Source organism: Aquamicrobium aerolatum DSM 21857, from assembly GCF_900113935.1.
In the GTDB taxonomy this organism is placed as follows: Bacteria; Pseudomonadota; Alphaproteobacteria; order Rhizobiales; family Rhizobiaceae; genus Aerobium; species Aerobium aerolatum.
In genome coordinates this window covers 143,170-156,073 of the sequence record NZ_FORF01000002.1, presented here as the reverse complement: position 1 = coordinate 156,073, position 12,904 = coordinate 143,170, and the positions used below count along the sequence as shown (strand labels likewise).

Sequence of the window (12,904 nt, the reverse complement as noted above, 5' to 3'; positions counted from 1 at the left end):
CCGCTTAACAAACCGAAAGTACCAAGATGCTGGCCTTGCAGAAAATGCAGCCTGGCGCTGGCTTTGAATTGCGCCAAATCCCCGAAATTTCCACGCTGTCACCCGACGAAGTTCTGGTGCGTGTTCGGGCGACGGGAATTTGTGGAACGGATCTGCACATCGCGGCCTGGACGCCTGGATATGAATCGATGCAGTCCGCCATGCCGGTGACCCTCGGTCACGAATTTGCCGGTACGATCGTCGCCGTTGGCGCGAATGTTGACCACGGCATGGTTGGCATGAACGTCACCGCGCGCCCTTCCGTTCTGTGCGGAACCTGTGCGGCATGTCGCGCCGGCGATGAGGACAATTGTACCGGCCGGCGTGGGATAGGTATCGGACGCAACGGTGCGTTTGCCTCCCATGTCGCTGTGCCAGAAGCCAACTGCGTGCCACTGCCGTCCGGATTGGATTTTGAGATCGCGGCGCTGACGGAACCAATGACGGTGTGCGCGGAAGCTGTCGATACAGGCGAAGTGGCGACGGGCGACCGGGTACTGGTGCTTGGGCCTGGTTTCATCGGCCAGGGCATCGCGCTGTTTTGTGAGGCGGCGGGAGCCTCCGAGATCGTGATTTGTGGCCACAATGACGGGCCGCGCTTGGCAACGCTCAACGCGATAGGTTTCAAGAATACCGTCGACACTGCCGGATCGTCTCTTCGCGATGCGCTGGCTTCATATCTGGAGCGTGGCGGCTTTGATGTTGTGATCGAGGCGACCGGAGCGCCGCACGTGGTGCCCGAAGCCCTTTCATGTCTGAAAAAGCGCGGCATCATGGTGATTGCCGGGATTCATCCCCGCCCGGCTTCCGTCGACCTGACAGTCCTTGTCCGTAACCACCAGCAGTTGCGTGGCTCCTATCGCTCGCCATTGGCAACTTGGGGTCGCGTGGTCGATTACTTGGCTGCCAATCAGCAGCGCGTTCGAGGTTTGATCACCCACCGGTTTGATCTTGGGGATGCAGCAAAGGGGTTTGATCTGGCGCAGTCCAAGACAGCCTCGAAAGTCGTCATTCAACATCCGCAGGATTGATACGAATGACTGCATTTCTTCCATTGTGGAATAAATTCGATCCATCACTGCTTGACGAGTATGAGTGCTGGCACACATTTGAGCATGTGCCCGAGCGGGTCAGTGTTCCCGGATTTCTGGGTGCCAGACGCTACGCGCGCGGGGAGGGAGGAGAGCGTGTCTTTTTCACGCTCTACGAAATCGAGTCGCTGCAGGTGCTTGAGACAACCGCCTACAGGGAGCTTGTCGATCAGCCGAGCGACTGGTCGGCGCGCATGCGCCAGTATTTCAGCGATTTTCGTCGCTATCCGTGCGAGCTTGTGGCCTCTGGCGGACGAGGTATTGCGGGTAAGATCGCAACGTTGATCCTGCCGCTGGAACGGGCTTCCGATGCCGAACAGATAGTCGAGCCGCTTCAGGACCAATTAAAGCGAGGCGCCCTGACATCGTTCAGGCTCGGACTGTCGACGCCCAGGCCGCAATACAAGGTTTTTCACCAGAATTCAGTCGGCGGCGATGCTTGTGCGGTTGCTGTTGTCGTCGTCGAGGCGACCACGGTCCAGCAATTGAACGATGTGGTGCGAGCGCTGGGCGCGCCGATATTGCGGCTTGCTCCGAAAGTGAAGGCCGAATGGGAGGTCTTCGACCTGCTTTGTGCCATCACCAGTGAAGACCTGCCGCAGCGGGAAGGGTGGAGAATGCCTCCGCGCGCCGATCTACAAGCATCATACCTGTGACATTGACCGCTCAGGCGCGGTCGAGCGCTTGGTTGCTTCCGTCCGAATTCGCACTTTGGGCAGGCGTGAAACGCGCCACCAGCGTGTGAAGCTCGCCGGGGTAGGTGAAGCGCACAAAGGTTACCGCACCCGTCATACTCCAGGTTCTGCGTTCAATGACGAGACAACTGGTTCCCGCCGGCTTGTCGAGCAGCCTTGCAGTTTCTCTTGAGGCACTGATGGCGCTGATGCGATGCTCAGCCGTTGTCCATGGCACTTGGGCGATCAGCCATGGGCCGGGCGGTGTTTGCTCAAAATCGACATCGGCAGCTTCGGCCACAACGGTCGTGTTGATCAGCCGCTCTTCCAGACAGAAGGGTTTTCCGCCGCCCATATGTACGGCGACGATCCTGCGCAGGAGAGTGCCGCGCGCGATTTCCATCTGCAGTCGCTCGTCGGCAGTCGTTTTGCCTTGCGACTGAGCTTTCAGGACATAGGCATAGGGCAGGCCGAGAGATCGGACCTCGCCCTCGACATCGTGAATTTCCAGGATCGCGGATTGCGCGCGAGGTGCCGTGACAAAGCTTCCTGCCTTGCGATGACGTTCGATCAGGCCAGCTTTGGCCAATTGGGTCATCACCTTGTTCACAGTCATGCGCGAGCAGCCATATTGCTCGGCAAGATTGACCTCGAACGGCAAGCGATGTCCGGGAGGCCATTCGCCGGACACGATCTTTCCTTCGATCTCTCGCAGTATCGTCTGGTGAAGCGTCGTCGTCTGGCCGGGTCTAGTCACAGATTTCTCATCGCGCATCGGCGACTTATGTCCTGCGCAGCGCTAGTCGGCAAGGTGTGACATTGTCTTGCGGAAACGCGCGGAGATCCGATCATGGTCGCGGTGTCGCCCGCTTTCGACCAGTTTCCTGCCGCGCACCCAGACACAATCAACGCCGATATCGCGGGCAAAGACGAAATGGTCGAGCACCTTGTGTGCGGGAAGATATGCAGCCGGTGAGGTGTCGAGTGCCAGGAGGTCGGCGGGTGCGCCCGCGAGGATGCCGCCGACCGCGCCTGTGGCCTGCGCGCCCCCTGCCAGCGCATGTTGATAGAGCGAGACGCCAGTCGACTGGCCGGGCTCGGCGACGACATTGCGCGAGCGGCGCAAGAGACGCTGCGAATATTCCAGCGTCCGCAGCTCTTCCGGCAAAGAGATCAGAATATTGCTGTCCGATCCCACGCCAAAGCGACCGCCATTGGCGATGAAGCCAGGCGCATTGAAGACACCGTCGCCAAGATTCGCTTCCGTGATCGGACAGAGACCGGCGATGGCACCGCTTCGCGCCATCCCTGTTGTTTCATCGTCGCTCATATGCGTGGCGTGGATCAGGCACCAGTGCTCGTTGACGTCAGCGTTGTCGAGCAGCCATTCCACCGGGCGCTTGCCCGACCATGCAACGCAGTCCTCAACTTCCTTGATCTGCTCGGCGACATGAATATGCACCGGCTTGTTCGGAAGCAGCTGCGTTACGGTATCCAGTTCCTGCGGCGTCACCGCACGAAGGCTGTGCGGAGCGACGCCCAATACCGAGCCTGAAACATCGGAGAAAATCTCGGAGGAGCGCTCGATCAGCCGCGCAAACCCGTCGAGATCATGAATGAAACGCCGCTGTCCTTCGATCGGTGCAGCCCCGCCAAAACCCGAATGCGCGTAAAACACTGGAAGCAAGGTCAGCGAGATGCCGGTTTCAACGCTCGCAGCCGCGATGCGCACCGCCATCTCGGCAGGATCGGCGTAAGGCGCGCCGTCCTTGTCGTGGTGGAGATAGTGAAACTCGCCGACGCGGCAAAATCCTGCTTCCAGCATCTCCATGTAGAGCTGCGCCGCGACCGCCTGCACATCGTCTGGGCTCATCGACAGCGCCAGACGATACATCTCAGTGCGCCAGCTCCAGAAACTGTCTTCCGCAGGGCCGCGGGTTTCGGCGAGCCCCGCCATCGCCCTTTGAAATGCATGGCTGTGCAAGTTCGCCATTGTCGGCACCACGAAAGAATGGCGCTCGTCGCCCGCCTGCGCCGTCGCTCCCGGCGTGACGCTTTCGATGCCTGTCGCTGAAAAAACGATGCGCACATCACGGGCCAGCCCCTCGGGCAACAGCGCGTTTTCAGCGTGAATCGCAGCCATCAGCAAATCTCCTCCGCAATCGGGCTTGACATTTTGGCCCGCGAGCCATTTGATTAAGTATATACATATTAACGTCGCAGACGCAACGGCTTGTCGGGAGGTAGCAGTGGCAAAGGGCGATCAGATCTGGACCAACGCGCGTCTCATGACGCTCGATCCTGCCTCGCAGGGCCTTGGGCTTGTCGAGAGCGCTGCGATTGCCGTGCGTGAGGGAAAGATCGTCTTCGCGGGCCCTGCCGCTGATCTGCCGTCATCAGAACTGTCCGGCGCGACGACGACGGATTGCGAGGGGCGCTGGATCACGCCCGGTCTCGTCGACTGCCACACCCATCTCGTCCATGCCGGCAACCGCGCCCGTGAATTCGAGATGCGGCTCGCAGGCGCTTCCTATGAGGAGATTGCGCGTGCTGGCGGTGGCATCGTCTCGTCCGTTCGCAATGTTCGTGAAGCCTCCGAAGCCGATCTTGTGGCAGAAACCCTGCCACGGCTGGATGCGCTGATCGGCGAGGGCGTCACCACGGTTGAGATCAAGTCCGGCTACGGCCTCACTGTCGCGGACGAGTTGAAGATGTTGCGCGCGGCACGCCAGCTGGCCGATGCACGCGATGTCGCGATCACCACCACCTATCTTGGCGCCCACGCAACGCCCGCCGAGTACAAGGGCCGCAATGTCGATTTCATCCGCGAGGTTGTGCTGCCCGGTCTTGAAGCCGGTCACGCCGAAGGCCTTATTGATGCGGTAGACGGCTTTTGCGAGGGCATCGCCTTTTCGCCCGACGAGATGAAGCTCGTCTTCGACGCCGCGCAGCGTCTAGGCTTGCCTGTCAAGCTGCACGCCGACCAGCTTTCCAACCTCCACGGCGCAGCGCTTGCCGCCGGCTACGGCGCTCTGTCCGCCGATCATCTCGAATATACCGACGATGCTGGCGCTGCGGCGATGGCCAAGGCAGGCACGGTCGCCGTGCTGCTTCCGGGCGCATTCTACTTCATCCGCGAGACGAAGAAGCCGCCGGTCGAGCTCTTCCGCAAGCACGGCACGCATATGGCGCTTGCCACCGACAACAATCCCGGCACCTCGCCGCTGACCTCGCTGCTCCTGACCATGAATATGGGCGCGACGCTGTTTGCCATGACGGTCGAGGAGTGCATCGCCGGGACTACCCGCGAGGCCGCCCGGGCGCTGGGCAAGCTCGACCGCATCGGCACGTTGGAAGCCGGCAAGGACGCCGATTTCGCTCTCTGGTCGATCAGCGAACCCGCCGAACTCGTCTACCGCTTCGGATTCAATCCGCTGCACGCGCGCGTTCGCGCCGGCCGCACCCATATCACCGCCTAGTCTGGAACATTCTCATGACCATTACGCTCCATCCCGGTTCTGTCCCGCTTTCGCAGCTCGCCGACATCTATTGGAACGGCACCAATGCCGTGCTCGACCGCAGCTTTGATGCTGGCATCGAACGCGCGGCTGCGCGCATCGCCGCCATCGCTGCCGGGAATGCTCCCGTCTATGGCGTCAATACCGGCTTCGGCAAACTCGCCTCGATCAAGATCGACAGTGCCGATACAGCGACGCTGCAGCGCAACCTCATCCTGTCGCATTGCTGCGGCGTTGGCGCACCGATGCCCGACAATGTCGTGCGCCTGATCATGGCGCTGAAGCTCGTTTCGCTCGGCCGCGGCGCGTCCGGCGTGCGGCTCGAACTGGTCCGTCTTATCGAAGCGATGCTGGAAAAGAACGTCCTCCCGGTGATCCCCGAAAAGGGTTCTGTCGGTGCGTCGGGCGACCTTGCCCCACTGGCGCATTTTGCCGCCGTGATGATGGGCGAAGGCGAAGCCTTCTTCAACGGCGAGCGCCTGCCGGGTGCCGATGCGCTTTCCCGCGCCGGTCTGTCGCCAGTCGTGCTCGCTGCCAAGGAAGGCTTGGCGCTGATCAACGGCACGCAGGCATCCACTGCGCTTGCACTGGCCGGTCTCTTCCGTGCCCATAGGGCGGCGCAGGCGGCCCTCATCACTGGCGCGCTTTCGACCGACGCGGCGATGGGCTCGTCCGCGCCGTTCGTGGAAGACATTCACACGCTGCGCGGTCATCGCGGCCAGATCGACACGGCTGCCGCGCTGCGCGCATTGCTTGACGGCTCGGTGATCCGCGAAAGCCATATCGAGGGCGACGAGCGCGTTCAGGATCCGTACTGCATCCGCTGCCAGCCGCAGGTCGACGGCGCCTGTCTCGACCTGCTGCGTCAAGTTGCACGCACGCTGGAGATAGAAGCCAACGCGGTGACCGATAATCCGCTCGTCCTGTCCGATGACAGCGTCGTTTCGGGAGGAAATTTCCACGCGGAGCCAGTCGCCTTTGCCGCTGACCAGATCGCGCTTGCCGTCTGCGAGATCGGTGCCATCGCGCAGCGCCGTATCGCGCTTCTGGTCGACCCGGCGCTGTCCTACGGACTGCCGCCGTTCCTTGCGAAGAAGCCCGGCCTTAACTCCGGCCTGATGATCGCCGAGGTCACGTCTGCCGCGCTGATGAGCGAAAACAAGCAGATGTCGCACCCCGCATCGGTCGATTCGACGCCCACTTCGGCCAATCAGGAAGACCATGTGTCGATGGCCTGCCACGGTGCGCGCCGCCTGTTGCAGATGACCGAAAATCTGTTCGCCATCATCGGCATCGAGGCGCTGGCCGGTGCGCTGGGCGTCGAACTGCGCGCACCGCTGATCACCAGCGCCGAACTGCAGAAGGCGATTGCCTGCGTGCGCAATGTGGTGCCATCGCTTGAGGAAGATCGCTACATGGCCAACGACCTTGAAGCCGCGACCCGTCTCATCGCAGATGGCGCGCTGGTTGGTTCCGTATCCGCCAACATCCTGCCGGCGCTGGAAGCCTGAGGATGAGCGATCTTTACGAAATCTCGCGTGGGTCGTCGCCGGTCATTCTCGCATTTCCGCACACCGGAACCAACGTTCCCGCCGATATCTGGGACCGTCTCAACGACAATGGCCGTCTGCTCGCAGACACCGATTGGCACATTCACCAGCTCTATGCCGGCCTCTTGCCCAATGCGACGACCGTGCGAGCCACGTTTCATCGCTATGTCATCGACGCCAACCGCGACCCATCCGGTGTCAGCCTCTACCCCGGCCAGAACACCACCGGTCTGGTCCCCACCAGCGACTTTGACGGCAATCCGATCTGGAAGGACGGCGAAGAGCCGTCCGAGGCCGACATCGCACTTCGCCGCGACAATTTTCACCGCCCGTATCATGCTACCCTTGAGGCGGAGATCGAGCGTGTGCGCGCCGAACATGGCGTTGCTGTGCTCTATGACTGCCATTCGATCCGCTCGCTGATCCCGTTCCTGTTTGAGGGCCGACTGCCCGATTTCAACATCGGCACCGACGGTGGCATGACCTGCGATCCGGCCATCGAGCAGGCTGTGGTCGATGTCACAGCGGCAGCTGATGGCTATTCGTCGGTGCTCAACGGCCGCTTTCGTGGTGGCTGGACGACGCGGCACTACGGCAAGCCGGGGACCGGCGTCCACGCCATCCAGATGGAACTCGCGCAGATCAACCATCTCGCCACCGAAGCCCCGCCCTTTGCCTATGACGCGGCGAAAGCCGACCGCCTGCGCATCCACCTGAAACAGTTACTTGAGCGCATCGAGACCATCGCGCTCGGCCTGAAACGCTGAGGAGACAGATCGATATGACCAATCCCCGTCACAATGAACGCGAAATTCGCGCCCCACGCGGCAACGAGCTCACCGCCAAGAGCTGGATGACCGAAGCGCCGCTGCGCATGCTGATGAATAATCTCGACCCGGATGTCGCCGAGCGTCCAAACGAGCTGGTCGTCTATGGCGGCATTGGCCGCGCCGCGCGCACCTGGGCAGACTTCGACCAGATCGTCGCGAGCCTGAAGACGCTCACCGAGGAAGAGACCCTGCTGGTCCAGTCCGGCAAGCCGGTCGGCGTTTTCCGCACCCACAAGGACGCCCCGCGCGTCCTGATCGCCAATTCCAATCTCGTGCCGCATTGGGCAACCTGGGACCATTTCAACGAGCTCGATAAGAAGGGTCTGGCCATGTACGGCCAGATGACCGCGGGGTCGTGGATCTATATCGGCGCGCAGGGCATCGTGCAGGGCACCTACGAAACCTTCGTCGAAGCCGGTCGCCAGCACTATGGCGGCAACCTCAAGGGTAAGTGGATCCTGACCGGCGGCCTCGGCGGCATGGGCGGCGCGCAGCCACTTGCTGCGGTCATGGCCGGTGCCTGCTGCCTTGCGGTCGAGTGCGACGAAACCCGCGCCGATTTCCGTCTCCGCACCCGCTATGTCGATGAAAAGACCCACAGCCTCGACGAAGCGCTGGCGCGGATCGAGGAGTGGACCAAGGCTGGCGAAGCAAAGTCCATTGCGCTCATCGCCAATGCCGCCGACATTTTCCCGGAACTCGTTCGCCGTGGCGTCAAGCCTGACATCGTCACCGATCAGACCTCGGCCCATGACCCTGTCCACGGCTATCTGCCGCAGGGTTGGACCGTTGCCGAATGGCGCGCCAAGCAGGAGAGCGATCCGAAGGGCGTCGAGAAGGCCGCGCGCGCATCAATGAAGGTGCATGTGCAGGCGATGGTCGACTTCTGGGACATGGGCGTTCCGACCCTCGATTACGGCAACAACATCCGTCAGGTCGCGCTTGAGGAAGGGCTTGAAAACGCCTTCGCGTTCCCCGGCTTCGTTCCGGCCTATATCCGCCCGCTGTTCTGCCGTGGCATCGGCCCGTTCCGCTGGGCGGCCCTGTCGGGTGATCCGGAGGATATTTACAAGACCGATGCCAAGGTGAAGGAGCTGCTGCCCGACAACAAACACCTGCACAACTGGCTCGACATGGCACGCGAGCGCATCTCGTTCCAGGGCCTGCCGGCGCGCATCTGCTGGGTCGGGCTTGGCGATCGCCACCGCCTCGGCCTTGCCTTCAACGAGATGGTCAGAAACGGCGAGCTCAAGGCGCCAATCGTCATTGGCCGCGACCATCTTGATTCAGGGTCGGTCGCCTCGCCAAATCGCGAGACCGAAGCGATGAAGGACGGTTCGGACGCCGTGTCCGACTGGCCGTTGCTCAACGCGCTTCTCAACACCGCGTCGGGCGCGACATGGGTGTCGTTGCACCATGGCGGCGGTGTCGGCATGGGTTTCTCGCAGCACTCCGGCATGGTGATCTGCTGTGACGGCACCGACGACGCGGCCCGCCGCATTGAGCGCGTCTTGTGGAACGATCCCGCCACCGGCGTCATGCGTCACGCCGATGCCGGCTACGACATCGCGCTCGACGTCGCCAGGGAAAAGGGCCTTCGCTTGCCCGGCATCCTCGGCAACTGAGATGCAGATCCTGCGCCGCGCCGGCTACCGGCAAATGCCATGGAAGAACGGACAGGGCCTCACCGAAGAGGTCCTGACCTTTCCTGAAGGCAGCACTGTTGATGCGTTCGACTGGCGCATCAGCATCGCCCATGTCGGCGCGGATGGTCCGTTTTCGCTCTTTCCGGGCATCGACCGGACCATCGCACTGCTTGAAGGCGCAGGGCTTATCCTTGATCTGCCGGACGAGAGCGAACACCTGCTTTCGCCCGGCGGAACACCTTTCCCGTTTCCGGGCGAATGGCAGATCTCCAGCCGCAATGTGAATGGCGGCACGATGGATCTCAACGTCATGACGCGGCGCGGTCGCTTTGCGCACCGGATGGAGCGCCGTGTGTTTGAGGCGGAGAGCAAAATCACGGCAAAGTCGATCCGGTTTCTCGTTCCGGCATCTGCGGGCAGCATCATGACGCAAACCGAAGAAGTGAGGTTCGGTCCATTCGACTGCCTGATGATCGAGGATGGGGAGAGCTTTACTCTTGGCCCGGTTTCGGTGTCGATGCTTGACATTGAGCTGTGGGCTGTGGCGTAAGCCCGACAGAGCGGCGAAAGTACATTTTCGGATGAAAGCATGACCGCCGCAGATTGCAGCGACCTCTATGGAATCAGCCATGCCCAATCCAAATTTCATCCATCACATCCACATCAAGTGCGACGATCCTCAGGCCGCTGCCGCATGGTATGGGCAGGTGTTCGGCGCTTCGGTCGTGATGGATGCAACGCGCCCGTCGGGAGAGCGGCTCATTCGCTGTGCGCTGGGTGGCAAGGACGGCCCGTTGCTGATCTTCTCAAATCCTGCGCCGGGTTTGAAATTGCCAAAGGGCCAGACCGAACTGACGCTGGGCCTCGAGCATTTCGCTATTGTCACCGACAACCTTGAGAAACTGATCGAGAAGGCTTGCGCTCATGGCGCGACCTTGATCGGCGAGCAGGCCGAGCTCGCCGACGGCACCCTCATCGCATTTGTCGCGACACCCGAGGATGTTCGCATCGAACTGATGCAATTGCCGAGCTGACGGCCTTGCCGTCAACCGTAGCGGCTGACGGCAAGATCTGTCGCGTCGATCTGCGGCTTGCGTCCACTGACGAGATCGCTGATCACGAGCGCGGATCCGGTGCTCATGGTCCAGCCCAGGGTGCCATGGCCGGTGTTGAGATAAAGCCCGTCGATCTTGGTCGGGCCGATCACCGGCGTCCCGTCCGGCGTCATCGGGCGCAGACCTGACCAGAACGTGGCCTGGTCCATATCGCCGCCCGGAAACAGATCTGTCACCGAATGAGCGAGCGTCCGCTTGCGGGCTTGTCCCAGATCGTTCGTATAGCCTGAGATTTCTGCCATTCCGCCCACCCTGATCCGGTCGCCGAGACGGGTGATCGCGATCTTGTAGGTTTCGTCCATGACCGTCGATTCAGGTGCGCGGGAGGCATCGACGATTGGGAGCGTGAGCGAATAGCCCTTCACCGGATAGACCGGCAGAGCGATGCCATAGCGCTTCAGCAGCAGCGGAGTGTAGCTGCCGAGTGCGACAACCACCTTGTCGGCTGCAATCCGTTCCTGTTCGCAGATAACTCCGCGAACCTTGCCGCCCTCGATATCCAGGCCGTTGACGCCGGTATTATAGCGGAACTTTACGCCCAGAGCTGCGGCCTTTTCCGCCAGCGAATTGGTGAACTTGAAGCAGTCGCCGGTCTCGTCTTTCGGCGTCAGAAGACCGCCGACGAATTTATCCGAGACATGGCGCAGAGCTGGCTCGACCGCCAGGCAAGCGTCGCGGTCCAGCACCTCATAGGGGATACCGTCCGCTGCGAGCGCCTTGACGTCCTTGCCTGATGCATCCAGCTGCTGCTGGGTGCGGAACAATTGCAGCGTGCCTTGCATCCGGTGGTCGTAGTCAATCCCGGTCTCGGCCCGCAGATCGGCAAAGGCGGTTCGGCTGTAATCGGCCAGTTGCAGCATTCGGCTCTTGTTGATGGCGTAGCGCGATGACGTGCAGTTGGACAGCATCCGGAGCATCCACGAGATCATCGTCCAGTCGAGCTTTGGACGCAGGATCAGCGGAGCGTGTTCCATGAACACCCATTTCAGCGCCTTCATTGGAATGCCCGGTGCAGCCCAGGGCGAGCAGTAGCCGAACGAGACTTCGCCTGCATTGGCAAAGCTGGTTTCCAGCGCCGGTCCGGGCTGCCGGTCGATGACGGTGACCTCATGTCCCGCCTTTGCAAGCTGATAGGCGGTGGTGACACCGATGATGCCTGCCCCGAGAACGATGACTTTCATGTTGGTTGCCCCTGGGTCCGAATTGTTCAGCAGTAGGTGCGCCGGTAGCGCGTGCCGAGACGTGTTAGGATTTCGTATGAAATGGTATCGGCTGCGCTGGCGATGTCGTCGATCGTCTGGTGTTGCCCGATAACTTCGACCAGACTGCCAAGTTGCAGCGCATCCGGCGCCAGCGCCGAGACATCGACGATGGTGCTGTCCATCGACACTCTGCCGACGATCGGAAGGCGCACGCCCCCATGGTAGAATGCACCGCGGTTGCTGAGGCTTCGGGGCAACCCATCCGCATAGCCAATGGCCAGTGTAGCCAGGCGCATCTGAGATGCCGCAATGAAGCTGCTGCTGTAACCGATGGCCGCGCCGGGCGGGACCGTCCGTGTCTGCACAACCGCGACGTCCAGTTTCACCACGGGCTCCATCGGGTTCTGACGCCCGCCCGTGGGCGCGCCGCCATAAAGGGCAATGCCTGGGCGCACCAGATCTGCGTGGTATTGCGTGCCAAGGAATACGCCGCCGGAATTGGCGAAGCAGACAGACATGCCTGAAAATTCCTCCGAGACCTGCTGCATTTCGACAAGCTGGGCCGGATTCTGATCGCTTTCATTGTCGTCGGCTGAAGCCAGATGGCTCATGACATAAAGAAGGTCGAGACTCTCGCTCTCGGCTGCAAGCGCTTTTGCTTCCGGTCTGTCTTCAGGCGGGATGCCAAGCCTGCTCATGCCGGTGTCGAACTGAAGGATGACAGGGAGTTTCCTGCCGAGTTTAACTGCCGTGGCATGCCAGCGCTTCAACTGTTCGAGCGAATTGGCCACCGGGACAATGTTTGCTTGCGCGCACATCACCTCGTTTCCGGGTTGAAGGCCGTTCAGAACATAAAGCGTTGCGCCGGGCAGGTCAGCGTGAAGCTCCATTGCTTCAACGAATTCTGCGACGAAAAAATCGCGGCATCCTTGGGTAAGAAGCGCACGAGAGATCTGCAATGCGCCCAATCCATACGCATTTGCCTTGACGACGGCGGCGGCGCGCGCCGGTGCTGCCTGCGCAGCAATCCGTTCATAATTGCGCTGAAGCGCTGCAAGGTCGATCGCCAGGTAGCCGGACGCTGCAACCTCGCTCTCGTCAGCGACGATGTGTTTCTGGCGCAGCCCTATGTTCACTTCAATCTCCGTGATCGGCCGGATGTTCCCTCTGGGCAAGATCATATTGAATTTTCGGTGAAATTTCTTACTGTGAGATGAAAGAGACGTGCGCGGAAAGATG

12 protein-coding genes are annotated in these 12,904 nt (G+C 61.3%); 8 read left to right on the top strand and 4 right to left on the bottom strand.

Features of this window, described 5'->3' with window-relative positions:
* Positions 1 to 26 precede the first annotated feature (26 nt).
* Together BMZ42_RS02330 and BMZ42_RS02325 are read left to right on the top strand one after the other, a co-directional pair.
* Positions 27 to 1,070, top strand: a complete 1,044-nt coding sequence (locus tag BMZ42_RS02330; protein ID WP_091518102.1) for a zinc-dependent alcohol dehydrogenase — start codon at positions 27 to 29, stop codon at positions 1,068 to 1,070.
* A gap of 5 nt (positions 1,071 to 1,075) precedes the next feature.
* Complete coding sequence (locus BMZ42_RS02325) at positions 1,076 to 1,786, top strand: hypothetical protein (RefSeq protein WP_091518100.1); 711 nt, start codon at positions 1,076 to 1,078, stop codon at positions 1,784 to 1,786.
* A gap of 10 nt (positions 1,787 to 1,796) precedes the next feature.
* On the opposite strand, the gene hutC is transcribed toward BMZ42_RS02325, so the two are convergent.
* Positions 1,797 to 2,561 (bottom strand): histidine utilization repressor, encoded by a 765-nt coding sequence (hutC, locus tag BMZ42_RS02320; protein ID WP_244523124.1) that lies wholly within the window; start codon positions 2,559 to 2,561, stop codon positions 1,797 to 1,799.
* A gap of 42 nt (positions 2,562 to 2,603) precedes the next feature.
* Positions 2,604 to 3,947 carry a formimidoylglutamate deiminase gene (locus BMZ42_RS02315; RefSeq protein ID WP_091518096.1) on the bottom strand — a complete coding sequence of 448 codons (1,344 nt, stop codon included), beginning with the start codon at positions 3,945 to 3,947 and terminating at the stop codon, positions 2,604 to 2,606.
* 145 nt (positions 3,948 to 4,092) lie between these two features.
* On the opposite strand from BMZ42_RS02315, the gene hutI reads away from it, so the two are divergent.
* From hutI to BMZ42_RS02285, 6 genes are all read left to right on the top strand, one after another.
* A complete protein-coding gene (gene hutI / locus BMZ42_RS02310) occupies positions 4,093 to 5,283 on the top strand; it encodes an imidazolonepropionase (RefSeq protein ID WP_244523134.1) in 1,191 nt (396 codons plus the stop codon).
* A 14-nt stretch (positions 5,284 to 5,297) separates the two neighbouring features.
* The gene (gene hutH / locus BMZ42_RS02305) at positions 5,298 to 6,833 is read left to right on the top strand and encodes a histidine ammonia-lyase (RefSeq protein WP_091518093.1); all 1,536 of its coding nucleotides are present in this window, start codon (positions 5,298 to 5,300) and stop codon (positions 6,831 to 6,833) included.
* Between the two features lie 2 nt (positions 6,834 to 6,835).
* The gene (gene hutG, locus BMZ42_RS02300; protein ID WP_091518091.1) at positions 6,836 to 7,639 is read left to right on the top strand and encodes an N-formylglutamate deformylase; all 804 of its coding nucleotides are present in this window, start codon (positions 6,836 to 6,838) and stop codon (positions 7,637 to 7,639) included.
* 14 nt (positions 7,640 to 7,653) lie between these two features.
* Complete coding sequence (gene hutU, locus BMZ42_RS02295) at positions 7,654 to 9,327, top strand: urocanate hydratase (protein WP_091518088.1); 1,674 nt, start codon at positions 7,654 to 7,656, stop codon at positions 9,325 to 9,327.
* A 1-nt stretch (position 9,328) separates the two neighbouring features.
* A complete protein-coding gene (locus BMZ42_RS02290) occupies positions 9,329 to 9,898 on the top strand; it encodes a HutD/Ves family protein (protein WP_175556609.1) in 570 nt (189 codons plus the stop codon).
* Positions 9,899 to 9,977: 79 nt separating this feature from the next.
* A complete protein-coding gene (locus tag BMZ42_RS02285; protein ID WP_175556608.1) occupies positions 9,978 to 10,382 on the top strand; it encodes a VOC family protein in 405 nt (134 codons plus the stop codon).
* An 11-nt stretch (positions 10,383 to 10,393) separates the two neighbouring features.
* Here the strand turns inward: BMZ42_RS02285 and BMZ42_RS02280 are convergent, their stop codons facing one another.
* Together BMZ42_RS02280 and alr are read right to left on the bottom strand one after the other, a co-directional pair.
* Positions 10,394 to 11,644 (bottom strand): D-amino acid dehydrogenase, encoded by a 1,251-nt coding sequence (locus BMZ42_RS02280; protein ID WP_091518081.1) that lies wholly within the window; start codon positions 11,642 to 11,644, stop codon positions 10,394 to 10,396.
* Between the two features lie 26 nt (positions 11,645 to 11,670).
* Positions 11,671 to 12,801: an alanine racemase gene (gene alr / locus BMZ42_RS02275; protein ID WP_244523123.1), complete on the bottom strand. Its 1,131-nt coding sequence runs from the start codon at positions 12,799 to 12,801 to the stop codon at positions 11,671 to 11,673.
* Positions 12,802 to 12,904 lie beyond the last annotated feature (103 nt).

Excerpts from the sequence above, each read along its gene's own strand:
- BMZ42_RS02325 (WP_091518100.1), top strand. The coding sequence starts at position 1,076 with ATGACTGCATTTCTTCCATTGTGGAATAAATTCGATCCATCACTGCTT.
- BMZ42_RS02280 (WP_091518081.1), bottom strand. The coding sequence starts at position 11,644 with ATGAAAGTCATCGTTCTCGGGGCAGGCATCATCGGTGTCACCACCGCC.
- BMZ42_RS02330 (WP_091518102.1), top strand. The coding sequence starts at position 27 with ATGCTGGCCTTGCAGAAAATGCAGCCTGGCGCTGGCTTTGAATTGCGC.
- BMZ42_RS02315 (WP_091518096.1), bottom strand. The coding sequence starts at position 3,947 with ATGGCTGCGATTCACGCTGAAAACGCGCTGTTGCCCGAGGGGCTGGCC.
- BMZ42_RS02285 (WP_175556608.1), top strand. The coding sequence starts at position 9,978 with ATGCCCAATCCAAATTTCATCCATCACATCCACATCAAGTGCGACGAT.
- hutH (WP_091518093.1), top strand. The coding sequence starts at position 5,298 with ATGACCATTACGCTCCATCCCGGTTCTGTCCCGCTTTCGCAGCTCGCC.
- hutG (WP_091518091.1), top strand. The coding sequence starts at position 6,836 with ATGAGCGATCTTTACGAAATCTCGCGTGGGTCGTCGCCGGTCATTCTC.
- BMZ42_RS02290 (WP_175556609.1), top strand. The coding sequence starts at position 9,329 with ATGCAGATCCTGCGCCGCGCCGGCTACCGGCAAATGCCATGGAAGAAC.
- hutI (WP_244523134.1), top strand. The coding sequence starts at position 4,093 with ATGACGCTCGATCCTGCCTCGCAGGGCCTTGGGCTTGTCGAGAGCGCT.
- hutU (WP_091518088.1), top strand. The coding sequence starts at position 7,654 with ATGACCAATCCCCGTCACAATGAACGCGAAATTCGCGCCCCACGCGGC.